We start from the raw sequence: 26,192 nt of genomic DNA on the forward strand, positions 1-26,192 counted from the left end.
CGAAGCGGAAAACCAGTTAGCCTCCTGGACCAGCATGGCACTCAGGGCCGGTGTTGAAGAACGACGTGTCCGCATCGCCGAACAACAATGCAACCTCATCGCCCAAGCAATCCAAACGATCCTCGACGGCCTCAAGCTTACCCCGGCCCAAGCTAAGCTAATCTCGCAAATTGTGCCCGCAACCTTGCGAGAACTCACTGAGGACTAATAAATTAACAACCCGCCACACTGGTAAACCCGAAAACAAGGAGAAAGAAGTGACCATCACACGCGAAGCCAGACACCTAAGCCCGAACGACACCGGGAAAACAATGACCGCCACCGACCTCCTCACAAAACAAACCGTAACTGGCGAGTTCTACCGAATAACAGCCGCAGAAAACAGCATCGAACTAACCATCATCAACGGCGCGAGACACGAAGTCTTCCTCACATATAACGACACAGTCACCATCACCTGCACACCCACGCCACCAGGACTCAACCTACATAAACCAGTCACCGACCAGAACCAATAGGATGAGAACATGAATCTGGCCGAAAAATACTCTTGCGACATTCCGATGGAGGGGACAACCTTTGTAGAGTGCACGTTGCCTGGGGCTGGCGCACTTGAGTGGCTTACCGCATTTGGGACAGTTGGCGCAGTTGTCGCAGCAATCTGGATATCGCTTGCTTCAAAGAACAATCGCGACAGGGAGCGATGGGAGAACATCGCGGATGACTTTATCGAAGTACTCAACCAGATTTCATTGGAGTACCCGAACGTTCCTGAGGAAACTGAGGCGAAGTTCCGATCTAAGTTTGCTCGTCTTGCTTCAATATCCGATCGAAGATCCATCGGTATTTCATCCGCAGTGCTGACAGCTTTCAAGGTATCCGTTAGCCGCGTTTTGAGGAACTACAACAACACGAATAGCGAACTTGCAGCCAGCATGCTTGACGATGAATTCTACTCCCGCCGTAAGAGCGATGCGGAAGCACTTCTGTCTGAAAAAATCGCAGAATGGGTGAACTATTTTTCAGCTTTGGTGTATTCAAAAAACCAGCGGAGGAAGAAGTTGAAATCTATGGAAGCCATAGCTAAACAGCTGGACGAGAGACTTACGGCAATTGCCCACAAATCTGATTACAAATGGGGGGAATGATGAGCGAATATTCCATACAATTTTGGGTCACAATAGGCACTTTGGCTACAGCCGCCGCCACGATAGGTCTGGTAATCGGCGCATTCATGGCATGGCATAAAGCCAAACAAACCTTGGTGCAAATGCAGAAAGATGCGATAACTGCTTCTGAGAATTTTGATCGAGACATCATGCAGCGAGAGCGCCATGAAGGTGAGCGCCGTACAGACGCTACGATGTCTGGTTTGCTGTCGGCTGCGAGTGACCTAGTTGCCGCAACAAACGTTTCCTTGCATGCTGTGTACGCCGCCAGTATGGAGCTGCGGAAAGCCAACTTAAACTTCGTCATGACCTTCGAGCTGCAGAAGGGACAAGGCTCATTGGAGCAATTCTGTGCCTGCCTCTCATTGCTCGCGAAAAGCTCACACGCTACGGACAGAGACCTCGGTCGAGTAGCCAAGGACCTTGCGAATCAGGGGTTTGAGCAATTGTTCCAAACCCTGCTGTCGTTTCAACGTGAGGATATTGATATGCCAGGTTTTCTTGACGGAATTTATTCATTTGCAGAGGAAGTGAGTAACAACCACATGAGGCTCATCGGCAAACAAAATTGGAAAGACGGAAGGATCGTGAAGTGGTCGTGAATTGCCCAATTTGTGAGTACTCAGTACCGACCGGCCTGCACTTGTGCAGTCGCGACCATGGACGGTTTGAACTGGCCCCACAAACCTGACGACGGCCAACGAGCCGACACAACACACTGCGACCCGCTACGTGAGGCGCACACCGCAGACAAAAGACCGCCGTCAATTATTTCGCGGTACATTGAATACTGCTTCCAACAGCATTATGGGTGTAACGTCTGGGTCAGATATCCCCAAGTCCCGGCGGAGCTCATGGAGAACTCGGGAAAGTAGGTTTTGCACCGCTATGCTCTCGTCGGGTTCTAATTCAAAGCCCCCGCCAATTTTTTCCTTTGTGCTATGTAGGTACGTAATAAAACCTTGCCAGTCGCCCATTGCTTCTAACACTCGTGCGCTACCGTAGAGACTAACGAGCGACCGCAGATCAGCATCGGCTCTCATATCGTTTGTACCAACGAAGCTACTGACCAAGAGCTGGGCAACCCGTTGGTAAATTGTCTCTCGTTGCTTATCCAATGCAGTTTCTCGGTCACGCTTCCTCTGCTCGGCCCATGAAGATAGACCAAGCTGAGCGATGAGGGCTGAACCACCAGCAACGATCAGAGTAACCCCAGGCCCCACGATTCCAATGCCGCGATCTGCGAAGACGAACCGTCCAAACGCGAACGTTAACAGCGCTGTTCCTAGTGCCATCACGCTGACTGCGGCTACAGTCCCGACGTTCCTTCGCGAATGATCGTTTTCTAAGAGACTTAGAAAGCCCATTGTGGCTCTAGCCCAGAGTTTGTCTTTCTCCGGTACTGGAGTGGCAGATGATTCGTTTGACATACGTAACATTCTAGCGAGGTGCATTGTGTCCGCCGCATTTGATTGGGCGGAGTACGCTGCGCGCATGTTTGAATCACCTGAGCATGATTGGGAGACCCCCGGTCAGCTGGCAAAGGCTATCGAGCCGACGACTATTCAGACCCCGGCATTGGATCTCATTGACGAGTATATGGTGAAGGTTGAAGCTGGCGAGATTGACCGGCTGATTTTCAACCTTCCGCCGCAGGAAGGTAAATCGACCCGTGTCACGACGATTGGTCCGCTTTAGTTCCTCACCCGTAACCGTGACCGGCGTATCACAATCGTCTCCTACGCCGAGGACCTCGCCGACGAGTTCGGAAGAAACATCCGAAAACATATCTCGTCTAACAACGGCTAAGATGAAACACTCGACTTCGGCCTACGCGTCGCAAGAGACAATGGCGCTGCACTGCGTTGGAATCTCGACGCAGCCAAGGGCGGATTACGCGCAGTCGGTATCGGTGGCGGTCTGAGTGGTCGCCCCGTTGATACACCGTTCATTGACGACCCTATTAGCAGCCTTAGCAGGCTTACTTGAAACGTATCGTGAGCACGCGCGGGTGTCTTGACAGTCGGTCGGCATGACTCGTCTCGCGTCCGGAGAACCCGGCCAAGCCAGTACGGATGATCAGCGCGCCGACGTTGCGCAGCGACTGGGTGGTGAGGTTTTTCCTGTTTATCGTTGAACATGAAGGACTCCATGCGAGTCATTGAAATCAGCGAAAACATCGTTGTTTTATAGTACCGGGAATAGCTACGGACCGTTCATGAATTTCACCTAACGCAGGCGGTATCTAGGTTCTCGTCGGACGATTCAAGCAACTTCGGACAGCGGGTTCGTGGGTAAAAATACCAAAGCTGGGTTAGAGTAACGGTTGCGGTGGGACCTGAGTCGAAGTGGAGCCTGAATCTCCGAAGACGGCACTCAAGGTCACTGTCCCGAGGGGTGATTCCGCGTGGTTCGTAGTCTTGAAAGTTGATTGCGCGCGCCGGCGTGGGAAACTGGAGGTATGAGTGCTCCTGAAGAAAATGTGTGGCTCGCGGCAGTTCAAGCCAATCCAGATCATGCGCAGAACTACGCTCAGCGTTGGCGGAAGTTCGTCGAGGAAGGCAACGATATTTTCGGCGAAGCCCGAACGATTGATGCCATGGCCGAGCGTGGAAGCCGAATTCTCGATGCCGGCTGCGGTACCGGTCGGATTGGGGGCTGGCTCGCAGAGCATGGTCACCAAGTTGTCGGCGTGGATCTAGATGAGCATCTCATCTCTGTTGCCCGTGAAGATTACCCGACAGCGCAGTGGCAAGCTGGAAATCTTGCGACGTTCACGCTGAATGATGAGTCCGGTGCGGCCCAAAAGTTCGACCTCATCGTATGTGCCGGAAACGTACTCACCTTCCTTGCCAAGGCTGAACGGCTGCCTGCGTTGAAGCGACTTTGCGGGCACTTGGCACCAGAGGGCCGCCTCGTCGTCGGCTTTGGTGCCGGACGAGGCTACGAATTCGCCGACTTTGAAAGCGACGCATCAGAAGCCGGACTTGGCATGCAGCAGCGGTACTCCACATGGAATATGCACCTGCCGGCCGACGACTTCCTGGTCGCGGTACTAGGCCACGCCAAGTAGGTCGTCATGCTGGCCTCCGAGGCGCCGGGAGTATCCACCTCAGGTCGCCAAAACCACCATCTAACGCTGGTTTCGGTGACCTGGGCAAGACCAGAATTCGTCAGCTGCTGAGAGCACCATCCGAACCGTCGTCCAGCGATCTGGAACTATGCGGTGATCTTCAGCGTTTGGCTTGCAGCCGCCACAACGAGGTGACTTCGCGCGAGCGTGCTGCGTGAAGAATATCTGAGTCGTCCTTGGCGCGGGAGTGGGTGGGTGAGGTGTCGAGCCTGCCGATTACTTCGAGACCCGCCTGATCGATAGCTTCCAGCAGCAGCTCACGTGTGCGCAGGCCGAGCAGCTCGGCGAGGTCCGAGATGATCAACCAGCCCTCACCATTTTCGGTGAGGTGATCTGGCAGCCCACGCAGGAATTGCAACAGCATTTTGCTTCCCGGGTCATAGACCGCAGCGTCGAGGGAAGTCGGCGCGCTACCGGGCAGCCAGGGCGGGTTGCAGATGACCAGGGGTGCCTTGCCCGTGGGGAACATGCTGGTCAGTTCGGCTCGTGCAGCATCTTGGATGCCTAGGCGTGCAAAGTTATCGTTCGCGCAATCAACCGCCCGCTGATGGATGTCCGTGCCGATGACGTTCTTCACCCCGCGGGACACCAAAACGGCGGCCAGCACCCCGGTGCCGGTGCCGATGTCGAATGCCAGCTCCATAGTATTGAGCGGAGCCTTGGCCACCAGGTCGACATACTCGTGCCGGGTGGGCAAGAAGGTGCCGTAGTGGGGATGGATCTTCGCCCCCAGCGCGGGAACGTCTACGCCGTTGAGGAACCACTGGTAGGCGCTGAGCGTGCCCGTCAGCTCTTGCAGGCTGAGTACTGCGTGGCCCGAAGCGGGCTTCGTCTGTTGCGCGTAGCCAAATCCCACCGCGGGTCCGACAAGTGGCGCCCGGGAAAGCGGCAATGTCGCAGTACCATCGGGGGTGTCAAAATTCAGCGGGACCAAAATCATGGACATCATCCGCGAGCGTTGGGCTCGGGCTTGCCTGATGCCGTAGAACTTATCGGCGTCGGTCAGTGGCTTGCGGGGGACCTTGCTGCTGCCGGCCTTGGCCAGACGGCGGTCGATGGCGGTCAGCATTTGCTTGGCGTTGTGAAAATCGCCGAGCCACAGCATCGCGGTGCCCCGGGCAGCATGCCTCATGGCTGCGTCCGCGGTGAGGCGATCGTCGACGACAATGAGATCCTTGGGAGCTGAGCGCCCATTCGCGGACCACCAGGAAGCCGAGGTGCTAACGCCCTCGTGTTCCCAAGTGATTAATTGCTCGGCTGCAATGGGTGCGTGAGAGATATAAATCCACCTCATCTTTTCGTGGTGCTCACCCGATTAGCAACCGCGCACGAGCAGAACTGCTGCGAAGTTCGATAGACCCAATGATACCGAGGAAACCGGTCCATCAGGCTTTGATCAACGACCGGCCGGCGTTGATGAAGATCACCGATCACACGCCGCGCGGGCGTTTACATTGAGCGTCGGCTCAGCGGGGCGACCGCCGAAAACGCAGTGCCCCCGCATTATTTTCGGTGAAGTTTCTGCGAGTTGAAACCGAATGCTGGCCGCATTGACCTGTGCGTTTCAAATGGATTCGAAGCTACCACTCGCGGAGCGGAGGTGCTGGTGGAAACTACCCCTTCTTTAACCGGTGGGCGAGTGCTATCTTTAACTTTGTAACGCAAAGTACTTTTCATAGCGAACTACTTTGTGGTTTGCGTGAACGGCTCGGCGAAGGAGAGGGTACGTCATGAACAACGAAAATAGGCACGAGGTGGATCCGGCCCGGATCCTGCAGGACATCGAGGCGAATGCGCGGCAAACCCGCGAGGCCATGAGCCCGGATCAACGTTTGCTCTTTTCGATCTGGGGGACCGCGTGGGTGATCGCCTTCTTGGCGGTCTTCTTCACGCTTGCACCGCTCGGTGCCCCGATGCTGTCCAATGTCCTCGGGATCGGCATCGCCGTCCTCGCCTTCGTGCTTGCCATCGTTTTCTCGGCCGTGCACTCGGCCAAGCGCGCAATCGGCACCAAGGGCCCATCGATGCTTGAGGGCGCGATTTATGGAAATACCTTTACCCTCGGCATGATCTTTGCCGGGCTGCTTGGGTGGCGTCTGCATGTGTCGGGGCTCGATGCCATGGGCTTGGTGACCTTCGCATTAGCCGCGCTGTGTCTGGTGGTCGGCGTGCTGGTGGTCGCCGGATCATTGATCTGGAACGACCGCACGCAACTGATTTTTGGTGCGTGGATTCTCGTCGTCGGCCTACTCTCCTTGGCGGTGCCGGCCCCCTACAACCTTTTGGCGGGCGTGCTCGGCGGACTGGGGCTTATAGTCCTAGGACTGCTGTACGCAGCTCGGCCCGCATGGGTTTCGGGCGAGGTGGTGCGCGGTGGGCATGCAGGAGCTTGATCCGGTGATCCATGCGCAGGCAAGATTGCGCACTGTCACTGTGCTGGACACGCTGCGCCCGGGCGACAGCATATCGTTCCCCAAACTGCAGGGGCTGCTGGGGATGACTTCGGGGAATCTGGCCACGCACCTGCGAAAGTTGGAGGACAGCAAGTATGCGAACGTGGAGAAAATCCTCGAAGGGCGTTCGCCGGTCACCTATATCGCGCTCACCTCCAAAGGGCGCGAGGCCTTCGGAAACTATAAGCAGCAGCTTCGAGATCTGCTGGAAACGACGCCGTAGAGAAACTATCAGCAAACACTGAGGTTCCGGACAGTTTGCTCTAGGACTTCGCAGGTAGCGTCGGAAAAGTAAGTTGTTCGATCAATTGATAGGAGAACATCCAATGGGTTTGGGCGATAAGTTCAAAAACAAGGCGCAGGAAGCATCCGGCAAGGTCAAAGAGACCGTAGGCGACGCGACCAATAACGAGAATCTGCAAGCTGAAGGTGTGAAAGACCAGGCAGCTGCCAAGGCCAAGCAGGCCGGCGAAGCAGTGAAGGACGCCGCCAAGGATGTCCGAGACGATCTGAACAAGTAAAAAGTTTTTCACCAGCGGCACCCATTGATTATTCGATGGGTGCCGTTGGTGCTTTCGGAGCAAGCGGAGCCAGCGTGCCTATCGGGTCCGTGCCACCTCGCGCAGGGTTCTAACCACCGGCAGCGTGCTGTCTTCCTCCGCGTCCAGTAGCCGCGCAATGTGCGAAGCATTTGCGGCGTAGTGATCCGAGACGAGCGCTTGATCGATTGCCGTAGCCAATCGGATGACGCTCAAATCCTTGTACTTGATCGGCTCTACGCCTGCACCTAGAGCATGGACTCGGGCAGACCAGAATGGCTGGTCGGTGAAAATTGGCACCGTGATCGCAGGTAGCCCGGCGCGCAAACCTGCAGCGGTGGTGCCCGCCCCGCCATGGTGAACCACCGCGGCCATCTGGGGAAACAACCACTGGTGCGGGGTTGGGCCGATCCCGAGCACATCTGGTTCGCTAACTCCGGGGGCACCCTGCAAAATTGTGCGTCTGCCGCTGCGCCGTGCAACGTCGAGCATAAAGTCCGGTTCCATCGCAGCGGTACTGCCAAAGCCGATGAAGACTGGAGGCGGACCATCGGCGAGGAAATCGACCAGCTCGGTCGGTGGCGTCCAGGCGTCGTCGATGGCCGGCCACCAATAACCGCAGTTGCTCACACCGGATCGCCAGTCCGCGGCCCGTGGAACGACCGCCGAGCTGAACCCATGCAATACCGGCGCATTGGCACGCCTGCGTTGGCGTTCCGCGGAAGCCCGCGTGCGTTTGGGCAGTCCGAGGCTGGCGCGAATCCGTGCCGCCGGAGGGTCGTACGGAGCCTTGGAGGCGTTGATGAGATAGCCGAGGGCCTTGTTTCCCAATGAACCGAAGCTGCGTGCAGTGCCCAGGACCATCGGCGCGTATGCGGCGCTGGGTTCGGTGGGTTGCAGATGAGCGCCGATAGCCGGGATGCCTAATGCCTCCGCGACATCGTAGGCGAAGGGTGCGACCGAATTTGCCATGATCGCATCCGTGCCTCGTTCGGCCGCTTCGAGCGTACCGCTGGCCGCGGAATCGAAATATGTCCCCAATTCACGCATGTACCAACGCAATTGGCTGGCGCTTGGTTTGGCTCCCGGTGCGGCCGGGTTCACCAACTCGCTCATATCGCCGGGCAGCTCGTGGAAATTGCAGCCAGCAGCGGTGATCAGCGGCGCATGCGCAGCGTTGGCTACGATCGACACCTCAAAGCCGTGCTCCAAGAGATTTTTGCCCAGTCCTGCCATCGGAGCCACATCGCCCCGAGTGCCTGGAGCTACCATGAGCACACGCATTTTTCGCCCTCGATCCTAAATTGCGTTCACTGTTCGCAATTAAGTATATAGTCAAATAGAAGCAGGGGATAACAACCCGGCAAAGCACAACTTGGAGGAGCATGGTGCCGAAGAATGAGCAACCAGCTACGGCTGGTTCCGCTACCCGCCGCAGCACGGGCCCAAAGCCGCAGCACTCGCGCGAGAAGATTGCCCGCGCAGCGGTAGAACTGGCAGATCGTGAGGGGATCGCTGCGGTCTCTATCCGCGGTGTCGCCGCGAAAATAGGATCGGGCGCCGCCTCGCTCTATCGCTACGTGGATTCATCTGAGGAACTGATGGAACTCATGATCGATCAGGTGAGCGCCGAATATGAGTTGCACGACCTGAGCGGCAACGCAACCGAGCAGCTACTGGCTCTGGCTGCACAGGGCCGGAGCATTATGCACCGGCATCCGTGGGTAGCACCGCTGCTGCTGAGCAAAAGCGCGCTGGGGCCGCATGCGCTGGCCTATCTGGAGCGCGGGCTTGCGGCCTTGCAATTCACGGAACTCACCGGGGCCGCGAAACTTCAGACCATCGCCACGCTGACCGCCATCACCTCGGCTTTTGTGCAGAACGAACAAGGCGAACCAACGGGGGACACCAGTGAGCGAACCGCGAAGTCGTTGATCGCGGCACTTGAAACGGGCAAGTACCCGCTGCTTGCCGAGTCGATCGCCCAAGGTCCGGTAAGCGTGGACCAGGACGCGGTCTTCGCGACGCTCATCAGCAACTACCTGCGCGGTGCCGGGCTGGGTGATAGCTAAGCGCGAGATCGTCGGGCAGTTTTGCAGTTAGCCATGGTTCGAAATCTACTTTACCCCGGTGACTTGGTGTGAAAGCATGAGCAGATCGTAGTTTCAACGAAAACCGGGAGTTCACAATGGCTTCACCAGCCGAAACGACCATGGCGCAGATCAACGAACTGATCAGCCTCGATACCACCAGCCGCGACAGCAATCTGCCGCTGATCGAATTAGTGGTCGCCAAGCTCGACGCCGCAGGAATCAGTTCGCAGCTCATCCACAACGAAGATGGCAGCAAGGCCAACCTGCTCGCAACCATCCCGGCGGCCGACGGGTCGCGGACCGGCGGAATCGTCCTTTCCGGCCACACCGACGTCGTCCCGGTCGACGGACAGGACTGGTCAAGCGAACCATTTAGCGCACAGGTCCGCGACGGCAAGCTCTACGGCCGGGGCACCTGCGATATGAAGGGTTTCATCGGCGTCATTCTGGCCAAGCTTCCCGAGCTGACCGCCGCGAAGCTAGCCGAACCGATCCACCTGGCCTTGTCCTATGACGAGGAAGTAGGCTGCGTAGGTGCGGTGAGCCTGGTGGAGGAGATCACCCGCCAGAAGCTCGCCCCGCGCGGAGCCATCGTGGGGGAGCCAAGCAGCATGCGCGCCATCCGCGGACACAAGTCCATGAACGTTTTCCGCGTGGCCTTCAACGGCGTCGCGGCGCACTCCTCGCTGCCGCGAGAAGGACTGAATGCGATCTCCTACGCGTTGCGCTTCGCCAGCTTCGTGGAAGAAGTCTCCGAAGAATTGCGCACCGACGGCCCATCGGACGATGCTTTCATCGAGCCGACCACCACCATGAACGTGAACCGCATCGACGGGGGTATCGCGGTGAACACGATCCCTTCCGAATGCGTGGTGCACTTTGAATTCCGTTCGCTCGCGGTGGTGGATCGTGCAGCGCTGATTCAGCGCTTCCGCGACTACGCCAGTGAGCTGGAAGCGCAAATGCATCAGGTCAACTCGGCAGGTTCGGTGAACTTCGAGCAGATTGCCGGTGCCCCGGGCCTGGAAACCGTCAAGGACGCTGAAATCGTGGACCTCAGCGCTGCCTGCGGTGCGATCGCAACGGACGAGAAGGTTACCTACGGCACCGAGGCCGGCTTGTTCTCCGCCGCCGGAATCCCTACCGTTGTGTGCGGCCCAGGCGATATCGCCCAGGCGCACGCACCGGATGAGTTCATCGAACTCCAGCAGATCGTTGACTGCGAGAACTTCATTCTGCGTCTGGCCGACGAGCTGTCCGCATGAGCGCCACGGAACAGACGGCGACGCCAGAACAGCTGGCAATAGCTCGCAAAGCGGTAATTTCTTCCTCTATTGGTGCAGCCCTCGAGTGGTTCGACATCATTGTCTATGCCACCTTCGCCACCACCATCGCAAAGTTGTTCTACCCGGAATCCGATGCAGCTTTTGCGCTGATCCTGACCTTTGCGACCTTCGCCATCTCCTACCTCATCCGGCCGCTTGGTGGCATGGTGCTCGGCAGCTACGCGGACCGCAAGGGCCGGAAGAAGGCACTGACGCTCACCTTGATGCTGATGATGGTCGGAACGCTGATCATGGCCGTTGCTCCAACCTATGCAATGGTCGGGGTCTGGGGTGCGCTGATCATCCTGCTCTCACGCATGATCCAGGGCTTCTCCGCCGGCGGCGAGTTCGGCACCGCGACGGCTTTCCTGATTGAAAGCGCGCCAAATAAAAAAGCGTTTTACTCTTCGTGGCAGGTTGCCGCGCAAGGTGTTTCGATGCTTTTGGCTTCCGGATTCGGGTACGTGCTGACCACCCAGCTGTCCCAGGAATCGCTGGAGAGCTGGGGCTGGCGCGTGCCATTCTTCGTTGGTCTGCTCATTGGTCCGGTGGGACTGTATATCCGCGCGCGTCTGGAGGAGACCGAGGAGTTCATCACCACCAAGAAGGTCAAATCACCGCTGGGTGAGTTGTTCACTCAGCACTACGGGCGGCTCTTGGCAGGATCGGCAGCCATCGGCGTCGCCACGATCTCGGTTTACATGATCTTGTATATGCCGACCTTCGCGGTGACCAACTTGAATATCCCGGCGGATGCCGCGTTCCTCGGGGGAGTCGTCGCCGGTACCATTACCCTGATCACCGTGCCCCTAATCGGACACCTTGCTGACCGAGTGGGCCCGGCAAAGGTCATGACCTGGGCTGCTGTCGGAGCGCTAGTGCTCGCGTGGCCGCTGTTCAAAATTATGACAAGCAACCCGACCATTCCGGTGATGGTCCTGGTGATCGCATTGCTAGGCGTGATCATGTCCTTCTACTTTGGACCCTTGCCGGCCCTGATTTCTTCATTGTTCCCGGCAGCCATTCGCGGATCGGGCATCTCAGTGACCTACAACGTCGGGGTGACACTGCTTGGCGGTATTGCACCGCTGGTGCTGACCTGGTTGCTCAGCGTGACCGGATCTTTGGATGCGCCAAGCCTGTACTACATGGCCATCGCCGTGATTTCGCTCATCGGCCTGGCCTTCATTCGCTTGCGTTACAAGCTGCGTTAATAGCTGGCCCGGACAAAATGAAAACGGCTTCGAACTTCCCTCATGGAAGATCGAAGCCGTTTTTCTGTGCAGGAAACTACCTGACTACCAGCAGCACTGCGGTCCAATGGCAGAGGAAGGCCAAAACCGTGCAGGCATGGAATAGCTCATGAAATCCAAACACCGTAGGTATCGGGTTTGGCCGTTTCATCGCGTAGAACACCGCGCCCACGGTGTAAAACAATCCGCCGGCCAATATGAGGAGCAGAACCATGGGGCTCGCCGCCCAATAGGCGGGGATGTCCATCACCGCACCCCAGCCGAGCAGAATGTAAAGCGCTACGGAGAACCAGCGTGGTGCAGATGGCCAAAACGTCTTCACCAGTACCCCGAGCACGGCACCAGCCCAGATGATCGACAGAGTCAACGTGGCTTGAGGCCTGTCTAATATCTGTACTGCAATCGGTGTATAGGTTCCTGCAATCAGCAGGAAAATGTTCGCATGGTCAGCCCGCCGGAACCAGACCATAATATGCGGACTCCAATTGCCTCGGTGATACATCGCCGATGTGGCGAAGAGAGTAATTGAGGCGAGCGCAAATACAGCTGTAGACCATTCTGCAGCGTCACCCTGAGCGAGAACCACCAGGAGCAAGCCCAAAATGATGACGAGCGGGGTGCTCCATGCGTGAATCATCCCGCGCCATTTGGTTCGTTCGGTTCCTGGTGTCGGCTCCCGTCGCGGCTTAGGTGGAGTCGACTTATTGGCTTCGGAGAAATTGCCTGTCATGCGATTCCTTAGCTGGTCGAAGACATGTGCTTAGTTGTTTGAAGTCTACGTGAAACCAGCATTGACTCATTCCACCTTGGTGGACATGAATTGCGCACATGACGTGTCTATGAACGAAAGGCTCTCGTTCGTCTTGGGGGGTGTCTTTCGGTTCTGCATAGGGATCTCGTGTCGAAACTTTATTGGTGGATTGTCGCGGTAAGCTACCAGTTTGGTCGAAGTTTCTACTATGGGCGGTCGCGGTCATTCTGCGTACGCTACCGCGCGTCGATCTTCGCCTTGCACTTGCATGATCATTGGAGGAATTACATGCAGCGCCGTCTATTGGCCATGCTCGCAATCGGAGCCCTGGCGCTGACAGGTTGTTCAGATATATCCGAGCGCGACAAAGCCACGGCCGAGTATTCCTCGAATATCGTTCGCGTGGCTCAGCCAGAGGTGGCGGATTCAGCCGCGACCGGATCGACGAAGGTCAAACCCGGCGCCAAGCTCACCGGGCCGCGCGCACTAAATACGCTCAACTCGTTGCCGGTCAAGGGCAAGGCCCCGGCCACCGGGTATAGCCGCAACGGCAAGTTCGGTAACGGGTGGAAGGACTTCGACAACGACAAATGCGACGAGCGTCAGGATACGTTGTCCCGCGATATGTCCAAGGTGAAATTCAAGGATCGCAAGAAGTGCACGTTGCGTTCCGGGACGCTTCATGATGCATACACCGGGAAGCGGATCAACTGGAAAGCTAAGTCTGGTTCTGTCGATATTGATCATGTGGTGGCACTGAAGAATGCTTGGATTTCCGGTGGGCAAAAGCTATCCCAATCGCAACGGCAGGCATTGGCCAACGATCCGTTGAACTTGATGGCTTCGTCGGCGACCGCAAATCGCCAAAAGGGCGGGAAGGATGCGGCCGAATGGTTGCCGAAAAATAAAACCTTCCGGTGCCAATACGTGGCCACCCAGATTAGCGTGAAGAAAAAGTACGCCTTGTCTGTAACGAAGGCCGAAAAGAACGCCATAGCGATGGTGTTGAACAGCTGCAAGAGCCAGAAGGCCGCGAAGGTCAAGTCCATCAAGCCTGGCGGAAGTAAAGACAGTTCCAAGCCGAAGGCTCCGAAGAAGATCCAGAGTCACTACGTTAAGGGCACCGTGCACCCCGGCGCCTATTGCAAGGGCGCCGATAAGGGCAAGAAGGGTAGGTCGAAGGCAGGAAAGACCTACACCTGTAAGGGTTCAAAGACCGACAGCCGTTTGCGCTGGCGAGTCTAGGGATAAAAGAGACTGACCCACAATCCGGCACAAGCCGGGTTGCGGGTCAGTCTCTTTGTCTTCACCGAGGTCCAGTATTACCTCGGTCAGCAACTACGCTCTCTTTTTGGTGATGAAGCCCCAGATGACCAGGACTACCAGCGCACCGCCGATAGCGAGCAACCAGCTTGAAATCGAGAAGAACTCGTCCACACCCTTGTTGAAGATGGCGCTGCCAATCCATCCGCCAACGAGTGCGCCGATCACGCCGAGGACCAAGGTTGCGATCCATCCGCCGCCTTGTTTACCGGGCAAAATTGCTTTCGCGATGGCTCCGGCAATCAATCCCAGAACTATCCATCCAATAAATCCCATGGTTCTCTCCAATGGTCGAACTATCAGAAGTGGTCGGGTTTGACCTACTTAAACGCGACACTACTCGTCTTTGAGTAGGAGTTCCACGTCATCGGCGCTTTTTTGAGAGAATTTTCGGAAAACTTTCAACCGTCACCTGAAGGTTCGGGGATATTGGGACTGAACCGCGGGCTGACATGAGCGAACTCGCAGGGGTTTAGCTTCTAGATAATTTTCCCTTGACAGGCTGGTGTGGCGCTTCTAGTCTGTTTAAATCTGCTTTTATAACCCACTAGAACTATAAAAGCAGATATATGTTTCGCGCACGACGGAGTGAATAATGACATTGAAAAACGTGCCCATCATTGTGATGGGCGTTTCTGGAAGCGGTAAATCCACCATCGGAGCCCTTCTTGCCGCTGAACTACGGCAGGAATTTATAGATGGGGATGCGCTGCATCCGGAAGAAAACCGCGCCAAGATGGCGGCGGGCATCGCCCTCGAGGATGCTGACCGAACCCCGTGGCTCCAAATCATCGGGAACACCTTGGCGACGAGCCTCGACGCAGATACTCCGGTGGTGATTGCGTGTTCGGCACTCAAACGGGCCTACCGAGATTTGATCAGATCCCACGAACCCGGCACTGTATTTGTTCACCTCACCGGTGGCAAGGATTTGATTGGCGAACGCATGGCTGCACGGAAACACGAGTTCATGCCGAGCTCCCTGCTCACCAGCCAGCTGGCTACGCTTGAAGAACCAGGGAGCGATGAGCATGTGCTCCTTGGCGATATCGCGCGCAGCCCAGAACAAATCGTCAATGATTTACTCGAGCAGCTGCAACTCCAGCACTAGACCCTAAGCGCTAACAATCTCCATTGATCAAGGAAGACAATGACATCTGAGCTCGAAATGAACTGGACACTGGGCACCCCCGGCCTCCTTGGATTAGCCGTTGCGGCGGTCGCGTTGTTGCTGCTGCTCATTATCCGATTCCGTGTCCATGCGTTCGTGGCGCTGGTCTTGACCAGCCTGCTTACTGCCATTGCCGCAGGCATTCCGGCAGGCTCGATCATCACCACGATGACCAGCGGGTTCGGGAGCACACTGGCCAGCGTGGCCCTGCTGGTAGGTCTGGGAGCAATGCTTGGACGCATGCTCGAAACCAGCGGTGGCGCCGAAGTATTGACGAACTGGCTGATTGATAAATTCGGCGAGGATCGCGCGCCGCTGGCGCTCTCGGTTGCCTCGTTGCTCTTCGGTTTCCCCATCTTCTTTGACGCCGGTCTCGTGGTCATGATGCCGATCATCTTCACCGTCGCCCGCCGGCTCGGTGGATCGCTGCTGTTCTACGGTATTCCCGCTGCCGCCGCATTCTCAGCCATGCACATCTTCGTGCCGCCTCACCCAGGTCCGGTGGCTGCCTCCGGACTGCTGGACGCAAACGTGGGTCTCGTGCTCATTATGGGCCTGATCGTTGCGATCCCTACTTGGTACGTTGCCGGACACCTCTTCGCCAAGTACGTTGGCAAGAAGTTTGATGTCCCGGTCCCTGATATCTTGGGCGCCGCGTTGGGCGACGGGAAAGATGAGAACCACTTCAAATCTTCCCCTTCGGTGGGTACCGTCTTCAGCCTGTTGCTGCTCCCATTGATTCTGATTTTCCTGAACACGGGGCTGAATATGCTCGGTTCGGCTGGCGTCGTTGATCCAGAGGCAAGCTGGGTTCAGTGGTTGCGACTTCTGGGCGAAACTCCGGTTGCGCTGATCATCACCGTTTTGCTCGGGATGTACCTGCTGGGATTCCGCAAAGGCAAGGACAAGACCCTGATCGAAACGATCGTCGATTCCGCCCTCGGCCCGGTGTGTTCGATCATCTTGATCACCGGCGCCGGTGGAATGTTCGGTGGCGTCTTGCGTGCGAGCGGTATTGGCGACGCGATTGCATCTTCTCTGGAAAACGTTGGCCTTCCGCTGATCGTTGCCGGCTTCTTGATTGCCGCCATCGTTCGCGTGGCGCAGGGTTCCGCGACCGTCGCTCTGACCACGGCGGCCGCAATCATTCAGCCCGCCGTGCTGGCCGATACCTCGCTCAGCGCGTTGCAGGTAGTCACCATGGTTCTGGCGTTGGCGGCCGGTTCGGTCTTCGCGAGCCACGTCAACGACTCGGGCTTCTGGCTGATCTCCCGCTTCTTCCAGATGGATGTGCCCACCACCTTGCGCGTGTGGACCGTTAGCCAGACCCTGGTCTCGCTCGTTGGCTTCGGCTGCGTGATGGTGCTCTACGCATTGGCAACCATGCTGGCCTAGCCTCTTGTATTCGCCACCACAGAACGGCTCCCGGTATCAGCGGATTCCGGGAGCCGTTCTGTTTAACTTTTCCGATTGCGCGTGGAGCTTCGAATGGGCGTCCTGCTTAGCGTGGTGCGTTCGAACGCAACCGTTACTTACCGACCTTCGAATACAGCGCGCGTACCGCGGCCTGTACTCCGGTGCTCAAGGTCGGTTCGATCACCGGTGCGAAGAATGGCGAGTGGTTTGCAGGTGGTGGGCCGGCGGCTAGGGTTTGGGCCGTATTGCCGCCGAAGAACCAGAACACGCTGGGCACCCCAAGGGCCGAAGCCAGCGCACCGAAGTCTTCGCTGCCCATTACCGGGCTGCCGGGCAGCACTTGTTCGGCGCCGAACTCGTCACGGAACTGCTCGATGAGCAACGCGGTCTGCGCCGGGTCGTTGTACAGCGGAGGAAAATGCGACAAATCCTCAATCAACGGTTCCGGGGCCCCGGAGGCGGCTGCTTCCATGGCGATGATGCGCTTGATCGAGGCGAGCACGGTTTCACGCACCTCGGCCTCGAAGGTGCGCACATTGAGCGTGAAGACCGCCCGATCCGGGATCACGTTTTCCTTCAACCCGCTATGGAAGGAACCGATGGTCACCACCGCCGCGGACTGCGGGGCGACTTGGCGCGAAACGATGGTCTGCAAACGCATGACCATCGCTGCGCCAAGAACGATCGGATCAATGGAATGTTCGGGCATCGAGCCGTGCGAGCCCTGCCCGAACACGGTGACGCGGTAGGAGTCGGCGGTGGTCATCGCCGCGCCTTCCATCGTGGCGACGGTGCCTGCCAAGCCGTTCATGACGTGCTGCCCGTAGATCACCTCGGGTTTGGGTGCTTTGTCCCAGAGCCCGTCCTCGATCATGGCCTTGGCTCCAGCCCCGACTTCCTCACCGGGCTGCAAGATGAAGACGATCGTTCCGGCCCAGTCGTCGGTGCCCTGGGCATAAAGCTCGGCAGTTTTCAGTGCGGTGGCCATATGCGTGTCATGGCCGCAAGCGTGCATCACCGGAACTTCGGTGCCGTCCTCGAGCGTACCTGTGGCCTTGCTGGCATAATCCAGACCGGTGTCTTCTAGCACCGGCAGCCCGTCGGTATCGGCGCGAAATCCGATGACCGGTCCGGCCCCATTGCGCAGAACACCCACTACTCCGGTGCCGCCGCAACGGAACACCTCAAGCCCAAGCGACTCCAAACGCGCGGCGAGATAGTCGGCGGTCTGCTGCTCCTGCATTGAAAGTTCGGGGTTAGCATGCAAGTGCTTGTAGGTGGCGACCAGGTCGGCCGCCATGGCCTCGGTCATTTTCAGCGACTGCGGGACGTTGCTCATCAGATGCCTGCTTCCTTGGGCGCGGTGTGTGGCGGAACCGCACGGCGCCGCCACGGAGAATCGATCCGTTGCTAGTACACAGGTCCCTCCGGTGGCACCTCGCCTTCGGCCTCCTCGGGAAGTTCCGTGGCCTTGCGATCGCGTAGCACCCAGGCCAGGACCGCCGAAGAGATTACGGCGATCGCGGTGGAGAACAGCGCCATCTTGGGGGACAGCGGAGTGAGGACGAAGACCACGATCAGGGAGACCACCAGCGCGATCACCGCGGCCCGCGGGGACTTCTGGCTTACGATCGCCTGAATCAGCACCGCACCCATCACGGTGGGCAGGATGTAGACCTGAACGGTGTTCACGATATCGGCGGGAATCACGCTGACAAGCCAGCTGCCCAGTACACCGACAAAGATGAACAGCGAGGTCAGGTGAACCGCAGCCGCGCCGCAGATGGCCGCTACCGAGGCGAGCTCGCCCTTGCGTGTCCCGGGCTTAACCCCGATGGTCGCCTGGGCGATCATGGCCGCGGGAAGCAGCTTATTGGAGATGTTGCCAATCATGAACGCCTGATACATGGATGACGCGCCCAGAATTGGGTAATAGGTCAGCGGCTCGACGATCCAGATGACGCCGAAGACCGCCGCCAGCGCGGCGAAGGCCCCGAAAACTCCGGCGAGTTCGATGTCCAGGCCGGCGAAGAAGACCAGATAGACCGGTGCTGCCAGGGAGAAGAACAGGCCAATGATCATGGTGATCCGGCCCCAACGCGAGGTGGTTTTGTCGAAGGCGCCGAGCGCGTCGTGGATTTCGGTTGTCTTACTCATGGTGTGCTCCTTGAATCCGGTCCGGGCTAAGCGCGCGTAGCGAAGTGGGTAATGGCCAATGACAAGATGATGGCGATGCCTAGTGCCCATTCTTTAATCCAAGGTTTGTCCACCTGTTTAGCAATGAGCATCAGCACGGTCATAATCACCGCCGAAGATCCGAAAGCGACCACATGGATCCAAGACTTGGGCAGCTCTCCGATTCCCAGCACCATAAATGCCGCAACCATCGCTGCCCCGGGAACTACCATCATGATGGCCGGGTTGACTTTGCGCAGTGCTGAATCGCCGCGTTTGAGCAGCGGGGTGAGCACGAGTGTGGCGATCATCCACATGGCACCGCCAAGGCTCATGGCAGCAAGGGCCAGCCCGAAGACTGCTTGAGTATAGGTGGGGCCTCCGAGTTCGGCGCCAGCGGTGTTCACCGCGATGGCTGCCGCGGCCGTCTCATAGGACACCGAGCCGATCAGGCCGATTCGTACCAGCACCGCCGGGGTGCCGAAGACCGTCAGCAACGCAACCGCCACCATGACCACCGCCAGCGACGGACCCAGCGCGGAGATCGCGCCGGCATTAAAGCTCCTCTTGATCTCCTGCTGGCTCATTCCTATATGGGGTGCCGCGACTTTGGCGGCCTTCATGTAGATGACGCTCTGGAGCACGATGACCAAAAAAACGCCGATGGCACAGGCCCAAAGTACCGGTGAATTCGCCACGGCGAGAATGTCGGTGGAATTGTTGTCCACCACGGCTGGGATGTACATGAATGCTCTACCCTTCAGCGCAAGGTTCACGGCGTGAAGTGAGCGCCGAGTTGAACCAGTTTGGATGCCCGAGTGCACAAACTCGGCGCATTTCTTCGGTGAGCCGTGATACCCGGTGACCCCGCCCCAAAGGTTTCCATACGTGGCGGTGCTTGGAATCTGTGGGACTCGGCAAGACGTGTCCCGCAGTATCCGAGCATGCTCCGGGTTTCACCGGCCACGAGTGTTCGGAAGACTATGCAATTGTCCGTGGCCGACTGCCGCGTGCCACTAACCATACTTGACATGCGTCACATCGAGAATAGTTTTTTTGGGCGCGTTTGTGGAGGCGCTTAAGCGCTGAATAATTCCCTGACCAGTGATTAAGGGTGTGGCGTGTCCTCTGCGGCGAATTAGCACCGCGGCCGCGTGAGCTTACTTCTTCGTGCTCGGGTCGACGAATACGCGGGGCGCGCCTTCCCACAAGCTGCAGATTTCATTGTGGGTGCGGCGCATGATGCTCTCCATATTGCGCCGGGCGCCGAGCGCGTCCAGATGTGAGATGCTTTCGGCGACCGACTGGTGCCAGGCCAAGGCTTCTTCGTGGGGACGTTCGGGCATAAGCCCCAGTTCGGTGCGTCCGCGCAGGATGGCGGCAATCGGCGTGGACAGATTCGCGAACATCTCATTGCCCGAGGCCGCGAGCACTAAGCAATGGAAGCGAATATCCAATTCGAGGAAGCGTCGTAAATCGCCCTGGCGTCCGTAATGATTCATCTGAGCCGAGATCAGCAAGAGTTCTTTGCGCATCGCTTCGGGGGCGAACTCTGCGGCTAGTTCTGCCGCCATCGGTTCCACCGAGATGCGCAGCTCGGTCAGCGAACGAAGTTGGGCGCCGCGTTGCTCGCTAGCCAGTCGCCAGCGGATAACCTGGGTGTCGTAGGGGTTCCACTCTTCGGGCCCCAGAACGCGGATGCCTACGCGTTTGGTGCTAGTGACTAGGCCGCACTGCGCTAGAACACGCACTGCCTCACGGATCACCGAACGAGAAACCTGGAGCTTTTTCTCCAGTTCGGCGGCCAATACGATGGACCCGCGCGGGATGTCGCCGTTGACAATCCGGGATCCGAGGTGCTCAACTACATGAGCGTGCAGACTTGTTGCCATGGCGCCAGTTTAGCCAATATCTGCTGGTCAAGATGCTCTGGCGCAGCCAAGGAGAAAAATAAATATGCTTTAAAAAGGGTTCAAGTCTGGGAATCGATGGGTCCGCACGCGTAGAATGGAACCGTCACATGGCCGTGATGGAGGCCGTGAGTTCCCGGTTTCCAAAAAACGGTACAACTCCCCGGTAACTGATGGAGACTTATTTTTATGCCTGCACAGATTGGTGTCACAGGTCTGGCCGTGATGGGCGCGAACCTCGCCCGCAACTTCGCCCGCAACGGATACACTGTCGCCCTGCACAACCGCTCGGTCGCCAAGACCGATGCCCTGCTAGAGGCGCATGGCGATGAAGGTGACTTCATCCGCACCGAATCGCTCGAAGAGCTGGTCGCGAACCTCGAGATCCCACGCCGCGTGCTGATCATGGTGAAAGCCGGCGGTCCGGTTGACTCGGTCATCGATCAGCTGGTGCCACTGCTCGACGAAGGCGACATCGTCATCGACGCCGGCAACTCGCACTACACCGATACCCGCCGCCGAGAAGCCGCATTGACCGAAAAGGGTCTGCACTTCGTAGGCGTTGGCGTCTCCGGTGGCGAAGAGGGGGCACTGCTCGGCCCATCGATCATGCCAGGCGGCTCGGCTCAGTCCTACAAGGCCCTGGGCCCAATGCTTGAGAAGATTTCGGCGAAGGCCGATGACGGTACTCCTTGCTGCGCGTGGATTTCCACCGACGGCGCCGGACACTTCGTGAAGATGGTGCACAACGGCATCGAGTACGCCGACATGCAGGTCATCGGTGAAGCTTACGATCTCATGCGCAATGCAGCAGGCATCGAGCCGGCTAAGCAGGCAGAGATCTTCGCCGATTGGAACAAGGGCGAACTCTCCAGCTTCCTCATCGAAATCACCGCAGAGGTCCTAGGCCACACCGATGCTTCCACCGGCAAGCCGCTGGTCGATGTTATCCAGGACTCCGCAGGCCAGAAGGGCACCGGTCGCTGGACCGTGCAGTCCGGCTTGGATATGGGTTCGCCGGTTTCGGCGATCGCCGAGTCCGTCTTCGCCCGGTCGCTGTCCTCCCAGCGCGATATCCGCGCGGTGGGCCAGGAAGTCTTGGCGGCTAACACCACCGAGGTCACCCTGCCGGAGAACTTCATCGAAGACGTGCGCCAGGCGCTATTCGCTTCGAAGCTGGTTTCCTACGCCCAGGGCATCGACATGCTCACCTCCGCTGCCGGCGAGTACAACTGGGAACTGAAGATGGACGAGATCGCTGGCCTCTGGCGCGAAGGCTGCATCATCCGTGCGGCCCTGCTCAAGGACATCACCGCCGCTTACTCGGCAGATGAGAAGCCGGTCAACCTGCTCTTTGCTCCGGCCTTCGCCGAAGCAATTGCCAAGGCCGTGCCAGCTTGGCGCCGCGTGGTCTCGGTTGCAGTGCAATCGGGTATTCCAGTTCCACTGTTCTCCTCTTCGCTTGCTTACTACGACGGCTTGCGCCGCGACCGTCTGCCAGCAGCGCTGACTCAGGGTCTGCGCGACTACTTCGGTGCGCACACCTACCGCCGTACCGATAAGGAAGGCACCTTCCACACGCAGTGGAGCGGTGACCGTACCGAGGTCGAGGCAGTGGACACCCACTAGTCTTTCGGCAGCAACGAACACACCCGCAGATTCTGAGAATCTGCGGGTGTGTTCGTTTAAGCGAGGTTAGTCGTTGAGCAGCAGTTCGGCGGTGGTCAGCAGCCGCACCGCCTCTTGGGGCGCGATGCGCACCAGGGCAAAGGAAGCGACCACAAGTCCGGTGATCGCGGTGCTCAGCATATTTGCGCGTTCGTCGCTCACTCCGGGCAGCGCGCTGGTTACACCACGGAGTATCGCAGCCTGCAGCTCGGCGCGGTATTCGCCGATGAGGCGCGAAATCTGCGTGTCCTTTGCCAGCGGCGCGCTGGCGGTATTGATCAACAGGCAACCGTGCGCGGCGGGCAGGGATTCGGGGCGGGCGAAAACCGCGGCGAGCCCCTGCAGGTAATCGGTGAGCGCCGAGGCGGAAACCTGGTCGGTGAGCAGCGGGCGCAGCCGTGGCCTCACGATCTCGTCGAGGTAGCTGACGACAGCCGCATCGAACAGGCCGCGCTTGGAGCCGAAGGAATTGTAGATACTGGAGCGGCTGAGTCCCGTGGCGGCTTCGAGCTCCGGCACCGAGGCGGCCTCGAAGCCCTTGGACCAGAAAACCGAGCGAGCATTTTCAATGACTTCCGCGCGGTCGAAAGCTAGTGTTCTTGCCATCACATGCCTTTCCACTTTCGGTAACGACCATTCCAGTATATATTGAAATGGTCATTACAAAATAACTTTGGCCGCGAAGCCCGTAGGGAGCCCCTCAATCATGGTTATTACCGGACTCGTGCTTGGCGCGTTGGCAGCCGTAATTCACGTGTACATCTTCCTTATGGAATCCGTGTGGTGGACCACCCCGCGAGCGCGCGCGATTTTTGGAACCAGCGAGGCAGAAGCGAAGGCCACCAAGGAACTGGCCTTCAACCAGGGCTTCTACAACCTGTTCCTCGGAATCGCCGTTTTGCTTGGTGTGGGGCTCTTCCTCATGGGCCAGCCGGTGATCGCAGCCACCTTGGTGCTCACCGGGGCCGGTTCCATGGTGCTGGCCGCCACGGTACTGCTGATCTCCAGCCCTGACAAGGCGTCCGCCGCGCTGAAGCAGGGAGTGCTACCGCTGCTCGCGGTGATCTTCATGATCCTTGGTCTGGCCCTCTAGGTTATTTTCCGTACCCGACAACCACCCCGAGAAAGGTACTCATCAGGATGAGCGAATTTACCAGTACGCAGATCCAGCTAGCTAGCCGTCCCACCGGTTGGCCAACTGCCGAAAACTTCAACGTCACCACCAGCTCCTTCGAACCGCTGCGCGACGGCCAGGTGCGAGTACGCAATGAATTCATTTCCGTCGACCCATATATGCGCGGACGAATGAGCGACGCACGTTCCTATGTCGCGCCCTATGGCATTGGCGAACGGATCACCGGAGGCGCGATTGGCCGCGTCGTCGAGTCCGCATCCGAAGAGCTGCCGGTCGGAGCGGTGGTGCTCCACCAGCACGGCTGGTCCGACACCATCCAGGACGATGCCTCCAGCTTCAGCCAGGTACCCGAGATTCCGGGCATGCCCCTGTCATTGCGCTTGCATATCCTGGGCATGACCGGGTTGACCGCTTATGTCGGCCTAACCGAGATTGCCTCGTTGAAGGCCGGGGAGACCGTCTTCATCTCCGGTGCCGCAGGGGCCGTGGGCACCGCGGCCGGACAGATCGCCAAGCTGCTCGGAGCCAAGCGGGTCATCGGTTCGGCCGGCAGCGCCGAGAAGGTCGAATTGCTGACCAGCAAGTACGGCTACGACGCGGCATTCAACTACAAGGACGGCGACGTGCGTGGACAGCTGGCCGCCGCGGCTCCCGAGGGAATCGATGTGTTCTTCGACAATGTCGGCGGCGAGCACCTCGAAGCTGCGCTGGCCTCATTCAATGACGGCGGCCGCGCAGCACTATGCGGCGCCATCTCCGGCTACAACACCACGCAAAAAGCCGCCGGCCCGGAGAATATGGCCAACCTGATCACCCGCGGGCTCAAGCTGCAGGGTTTCACCCTCTCCAGCTACCTGCACCTGTCCGGGGAGTTCGGGCAGAAAATGGGGGATTGGTTCGCCTCGGGCAAGATCGCCTACGACGAGACCATCGTTGAGGGCATCGAGCACACCGTGGATGCGTTCCTGGACATGATGCGCGGCGCCAACACCGGCAAGATGCTGGTGCGGATCTAGCCGCCAGAACCATGGGGTGAGTGCCGCTGGGCTCTGCAATGACTTTGCAGAGCCCAGCGGCGCGCCTGTTCTCTGCCGTCGCTGCCAGAGTGCATCGAGAATTATGCCCGACCAAGACCAAGCGTGATTAGGTGAGCAAATACGCGGTTCGGAGGATTGAACCATGCGCGGTGAGATGAAAGTCGGTGGCTTCGGAGCTTGGCCGGTCACCGTTCGCCTGGCCGGTTCAAATTGCGGGAATGCATGAAAAGCTCCATTCCCGCAGGCCACCTCGCGGTTCCCGGTGCACAGTGCATCGGCGGCCGCCGAAAGCCGAGAAAGTATCTGGCTCCTACCCTTGGAGAGCGACAGCGTGAAGCGTAGAGTAGAAATAGACCGACCGGTCTAATTTATGCAGTATTTCTTCAAGGGAGAAGAATCATGCGTGTGGCAAGGGACGATGTCGAAGTCAGGATGGAAATTCCCGGCGCGGTGATCCGTCAGCGCAAGGGATTCGGCGAGGGGAGCGGATTCGAGTCCATCAGCGGTGAATACTTCACCCTCGCCGCGGGCGTGGACACCACCGCGTTGTTCGAGGGACTGGAAGGCGATCTGTGCCAGTGCCCGCATTGGGGCTACGTGCTGCAAGGCCGGATCACCACCACGGATTCCCTGGGCGCTCAGGAAACGGTCGACGCCCATGATCTCTTTTACTGGCCGTCGGGCCACAACGTGCGCGTCGATGCCGATGCCCAGATCGTCATGTTCAGCCCGGAGCAGCCGCACAGCGAGGTTATCGACCATATGATCAAGAAAGTCGGTGGCTAACCCCTCGTGGACGCACCGTCTCCTCAAATTCACCATCCGACTAAGCAGCTCCTGCTCGATGCGGGGATGCCGATGTTGCTGAAGCAGGGCTACAACGATCTGGGGATCCAGGCACTGCTCGCGGCCACCGGCACCCCGAAGGGCTCCTTCTACCATCACTTCCGGGACAAAGAAGATTTTGCGCTCCAAGTCATCGGGCAGTACATGCGCGGGGTTCATGACGGTCTGGACGCGTGCCTGAACAATGAAGAACGTGTTCCGCTTGACCGGGTACGCGCATTCTTCGAGCTGACCCAGCAGAGCTACCGGGATGAAGGTTATCTGGGCTGCCTCCTGGGGGGCCTGGGCCAGGAACTCTCTGGGGTGAGCGAGGTGTTCCGGCGCAAGATCGACGGATGTCTGACCCAGATTGCCGAACGGATCGCGGGCTGCCTTCAGCTGGCTGTCGAACGCGGCGAGGTTGCGGCCGGGGCCGACCCCCGAATCATGGCGACCCTCTTGGTGGATTGCTGGGAAGGGGCCGCGCTTCGCAGCCGGCTTCGGGGAAATGCCCAGCCACTGACCGAGATGCTGGACTTCTACTTCACCTCGGCCGTCGGCCGCGGTACCTCGAAGCCTTGAAATGAACAGCGCCAGAGCATCGCGAGCCCGAGCACTCGCTTTTTTAGACCGACGCTAGCGCTCCGCAGGCGATCGCGATCCAAGTCCAGCCGGCCCGTGGAGCCCAGGCGCTGGTCCTGCCGAAGGCGTTGTTCGGTCCCCATCCTTTCGCATAGGTCGATCAGGAACTTCTGGAATCGCTGTGGCCTGTTGGCCCCAGCGGATCATGGTTCGCAACACGACCGGAAGCAAAGC

The 26,192-nt window shown here is 58.5% G+C and carries 30 protein-coding genes; 20 read left to right on the forward strand and 10 right to left on the reverse strand.

Going from position 1 to position 26,192, the window contains the following annotated elements; translation table 11 throughout:
• The first annotated feature begins 34 nt into the window (after positions 1-34).
• Genes LG294_RS07770 through LG294_RS07785 form a run of 4 tightly spaced genes read left to right on the forward strand, consistent with a single transcriptional unit; the run spans position 35 to position 1,771 of the window.
• Positions 35-208 carry a hypothetical protein gene (locus LG294_RS07770; RefSeq protein WP_404291107.1) on the forward strand — a complete coding sequence of 58 codons (174 nt, stop codon included), beginning with the start codon at positions 35-37 and terminating at the stop codon, positions 206-208.
• A 49-nt stretch (positions 209-257) separates the two neighbouring features.
• Positions 258-518: a hypothetical protein gene (locus LG294_RS07775; RefSeq protein ID WP_404291109.1), complete on the forward strand. Its 261-nt coding sequence runs from the start codon at positions 258-260 to the stop codon at positions 516-518.
• A gap of 9 nt (positions 519-527) precedes the next feature.
• A complete protein-coding gene (locus tag LG294_RS07780; RefSeq protein WP_404291111.1) occupies positions 528-1,148 on the forward strand; it encodes a hypothetical protein in 621 nt (206 codons plus the stop codon).
• Positions 1,148-1,771 carry a hypothetical protein gene (locus LG294_RS07785; protein ID WP_404291113.1) on the forward strand — a complete coding sequence of 208 codons (624 nt, stop codon included), beginning with the start codon at positions 1,148-1,150 and terminating at the stop codon, positions 1,769-1,771. The genes LG294_RS07780 and LG294_RS07785 overlap by 1 nt, the downstream gene beginning before the upstream one ends.
• A gap of 162 nt (positions 1,772-1,933) precedes the next feature.
• Here the strand turns inward: LG294_RS07785 and LG294_RS07790 are convergent, their stop codons facing one another.
• Positions 1,934-2,599: a hypothetical protein gene (locus LG294_RS07790; protein WP_404291115.1), complete on the reverse strand. Its 666-nt coding sequence runs from the start codon at positions 2,597-2,599 to the stop codon at positions 1,934-1,936.
• A gap of 64 nt (positions 2,600-2,663) precedes the next feature.
• On the opposite strand from LG294_RS07790, the gene LG294_RS07795 reads away from it, so the two are divergent.
• Together LG294_RS07795 and LG294_RS07800 are read left to right on the forward strand one after the other, a co-directional pair.
• Positions 2,664-2,867 carry a hypothetical protein gene (locus LG294_RS07795; protein ID WP_404291117.1) on the forward strand — a complete coding sequence of 68 codons (204 nt, stop codon included), beginning with the start codon at positions 2,664-2,666 and terminating at the stop codon, positions 2,865-2,867.
• Positions 2,868-3,630: 763 nt separating this feature from the next.
• A complete protein-coding gene (locus LG294_RS07800) occupies positions 3,631-4,242 on the forward strand; it encodes a class I SAM-dependent methyltransferase (protein WP_404291119.1) in 612 nt (203 codons plus the stop codon).
• Positions 4,243-4,402: 160 nt separating this feature from the next.
• Here the strand turns inward: LG294_RS07800 and LG294_RS07805 are convergent, their stop codons facing one another.
• Positions 4,403-5,596 carry a methyltransferase gene (locus LG294_RS07805; protein WP_404291121.1) on the reverse strand — a complete coding sequence of 398 codons (1,194 nt, stop codon included), beginning with the start codon at positions 5,594-5,596 and terminating at the stop codon, positions 4,403-4,405.
• Positions 5,597-6,032: 436 nt separating this feature from the next.
• Here LG294_RS07805 and LG294_RS07810 point away from each other — a divergent pair, with 436 nt between their 5' ends.
• From LG294_RS07810 to LG294_RS07820, 3 genes are all read left to right on the forward strand, one after another.
• Entirely contained in the window at positions 6,033-6,695 is a 663-nt protein-coding gene (locus tag LG294_RS07810) for a hypothetical protein (RefSeq protein WP_404291123.1), read from the forward strand.
• Positions 6,682-6,978 carry a transcriptional regulator gene (locus LG294_RS07815; protein ID WP_404291125.1) on the forward strand — a complete coding sequence of 99 codons (297 nt, stop codon included), beginning with the start codon at positions 6,682-6,684 and terminating at the stop codon, positions 6,976-6,978. The genes LG294_RS07810 and LG294_RS07815 overlap by 14 nt, the downstream gene beginning before the upstream one ends.
• Before the next feature lie 103 nt (positions 6,979-7,081).
• Positions 7,082-7,276, forward strand: a complete 195-nt coding sequence (locus LG294_RS07820; RefSeq protein ID WP_404291127.1) for a CsbD family protein — start codon at positions 7,082-7,084, stop codon at positions 7,274-7,276.
• A 78-nt stretch (positions 7,277-7,354) separates the two neighbouring features.
• Here LG294_RS07820 and LG294_RS07825 read toward each other — a convergent pair whose 3' ends face one another.
• The gene (locus LG294_RS07825) at positions 7,355-8,578 is read right to left on the reverse strand and encodes a glycosyltransferase (protein ID WP_404291129.1); all 1,224 of its coding nucleotides are present in this window, start codon (positions 8,576-8,578) and stop codon (positions 7,355-7,357) included.
• 101 nt (positions 8,579-8,679) lie between these two features.
• Between LG294_RS07825 and LG294_RS07830 the strand changes: the two genes are divergently transcribed.
• The 3 genes from LG294_RS07830 to LG294_RS07840 all read left to right on the forward strand — a co-directional run bounded on the left by LG294_RS07830 (position 8,680) and on the right by LG294_RS07840 (position 11,926).
• Positions 8,680-9,366: a TetR/AcrR family transcriptional regulator gene (locus LG294_RS07830; RefSeq protein WP_404291131.1), complete on the forward strand. Its 687-nt coding sequence runs from the start codon at positions 8,680-8,682 to the stop codon at positions 9,364-9,366.
• Positions 9,367-9,482: 116 nt separating this feature from the next.
• On the forward strand, positions 9,483-10,652 hold the full coding sequence (gene argE / locus LG294_RS07835; protein ID WP_404291133.1) for an acetylornithine deacetylase: 1,170 nt from the start codon (positions 9,483-9,485) through the stop codon (positions 10,650-10,652).
• Positions 10,649-11,926 carry an MFS transporter gene (locus tag LG294_RS07840; protein WP_404291135.1) on the forward strand — a complete coding sequence of 426 codons (1,278 nt, stop codon included), beginning with the start codon at positions 10,649-10,651 and terminating at the stop codon, positions 11,924-11,926. Before argE ends, LG294_RS07840 begins: the two co-directional genes overlap by 4 nt.
• 76 nt (positions 11,927-12,002) lie before the next feature.
• Here the strand turns inward: LG294_RS07840 and LG294_RS07845 are convergent, their stop codons facing one another.
• A complete protein-coding gene (locus LG294_RS07845; protein ID WP_404291137.1) occupies positions 12,003-12,695 on the reverse strand; it encodes a hemolysin III family protein in 693 nt (230 codons plus the stop codon).
• Positions 12,696-13,004: 309 nt separating this feature from the next.
• Between LG294_RS07845 and LG294_RS07850 the strand changes: the two genes are divergently transcribed.
• A complete protein-coding gene (locus LG294_RS07850) occupies positions 13,005-13,961 on the forward strand; it encodes an HNH endonuclease family protein (protein ID WP_404291139.1) in 957 nt (318 codons plus the stop codon).
• Positions 13,962-14,054: 93 nt separating this feature from the next.
• Here the strand turns inward: LG294_RS07850 and LG294_RS07855 are convergent, their stop codons facing one another.
• Positions 14,055-14,315 (reverse strand): GlsB/YeaQ/YmgE family stress response membrane protein, encoded by a 261-nt coding sequence (locus LG294_RS07855; RefSeq protein ID WP_404291142.1) that lies wholly within the window; start codon positions 14,313-14,315, stop codon positions 14,055-14,057.
• A gap of 319 nt (positions 14,316-14,634) precedes the next feature.
• Between LG294_RS07855 and LG294_RS07860 the strand changes: the two genes are divergently transcribed.
• Both LG294_RS07860 and LG294_RS07865 read left to right on the forward strand, forming a co-directional pair.
• Complete coding sequence (locus LG294_RS07860) at positions 14,635-15,150, forward strand: gluconokinase (RefSeq protein ID WP_404291144.1); 516 nt, start codon at positions 14,635-14,637, stop codon at positions 15,148-15,150.
• A gap of 39 nt (positions 15,151-15,189) precedes the next feature.
• Positions 15,190-16,605, forward strand: coding sequence for a GntP family permease (locus LG294_RS07865; RefSeq protein WP_404291146.1), 1,416 nt, complete (start codon positions 15,190-15,192; stop codon positions 16,603-16,605).
• Positions 16,606-16,738: 133 nt separating this feature from the next.
• On the opposite strand, the gene LG294_RS07870 is transcribed toward LG294_RS07865, so the two are convergent.
• The 4 genes from LG294_RS07870 to LG294_RS07885 form a co-directional block, all read right to left on the reverse strand.
• Positions 16,739-17,965, reverse strand: coding sequence for an amidohydrolase (locus tag LG294_RS07870; RefSeq protein ID WP_404291148.1), 1,227 nt, complete (start codon positions 17,963-17,965; stop codon positions 16,739-16,741).
• Positions 17,966-18,036: 71 nt separating this feature from the next.
• Positions 18,037-18,783, reverse strand: coding sequence for a hypothetical protein (locus LG294_RS07875; protein WP_404291150.1), 747 nt, complete (start codon positions 18,781-18,783; stop codon positions 18,037-18,039).
• A 26-nt stretch (positions 18,784-18,809) separates the two neighbouring features.
• On the reverse strand, positions 18,810-19,547 hold the full coding sequence (locus LG294_RS07880) for a DUF5058 family protein (protein ID WP_404291152.1): 738 nt from the start codon (positions 19,545-19,547) through the stop codon (positions 18,810-18,812).
• A 414-nt stretch (positions 19,548-19,961) separates the two neighbouring features.
• Positions 19,962-20,693: a FadR/GntR family transcriptional regulator gene (locus tag LG294_RS07885; RefSeq protein WP_404291154.1), complete on the reverse strand. Its 732-nt coding sequence runs from the start codon at positions 20,691-20,693 to the stop codon at positions 19,962-19,964.
• A gap of 207 nt (positions 20,694-20,900) precedes the next feature.
• Between LG294_RS07885 and gndA the strand changes: the two genes are divergently transcribed.
• A complete protein-coding gene (gene gndA / locus LG294_RS07890) occupies positions 20,901-22,340 on the forward strand; it encodes an NADP-dependent phosphogluconate dehydrogenase (RefSeq protein ID WP_404291156.1) in 1,440 nt (479 codons plus the stop codon).
• A 66-nt stretch (positions 22,341-22,406) separates the two neighbouring features.
• Here gndA and LG294_RS07895 read toward each other — a convergent pair whose 3' ends face one another.
• Positions 22,407-22,985, reverse strand: a complete 579-nt coding sequence (locus LG294_RS07895) for a TetR/AcrR family transcriptional regulator (protein WP_404291158.1) — start codon at positions 22,983-22,985, stop codon at positions 22,407-22,409.
• A gap of 100 nt (positions 22,986-23,085) precedes the next feature.
• On the opposite strand from LG294_RS07895, the gene LG294_RS07900 reads away from it, so the two are divergent.
• From LG294_RS07900 to LG294_RS07915, 4 genes are all read left to right on the forward strand, one after another.
• A complete protein-coding gene (locus LG294_RS07900; RefSeq protein ID WP_404291160.1) occupies positions 23,086-23,472 on the forward strand; it encodes a DUF1304 domain-containing protein in 387 nt (128 codons plus the stop codon).
• A gap of 47 nt (positions 23,473-23,519) precedes the next feature.
• Positions 23,520-24,530, forward strand: a complete 1,011-nt coding sequence (locus LG294_RS07905; RefSeq protein WP_404291162.1) for an NADP-dependent oxidoreductase — start codon at positions 23,520-23,522, stop codon at positions 24,528-24,530.
• Between the two features lie 426 nt (positions 24,531-24,956).
• A complete protein-coding gene (locus LG294_RS07910; RefSeq protein ID WP_404291164.1) occupies positions 24,957-25,337 on the forward strand; it encodes a hypothetical protein in 381 nt (126 codons plus the stop codon).
• Between the two features lie 6 nt (positions 25,338-25,343).
• Positions 25,344-25,958, forward strand: a complete 615-nt coding sequence (locus tag LG294_RS07915; protein WP_404291166.1) for a TetR family transcriptional regulator C-terminal domain-containing protein — start codon at positions 25,344-25,346, stop codon at positions 25,956-25,958.
• Positions 25,959-26,192: the final 234 nt, after the last annotated feature.

The sequence above is a fragment of the Glutamicibacter arilaitensis genome, from assembly GCF_044793945.1.
Taxonomy (GTDB): Bacteria; Actinomycetota; Actinomycetes; order Actinomycetales; family Micrococcaceae; genus Glutamicibacter; species Glutamicibacter arilaitensis_B.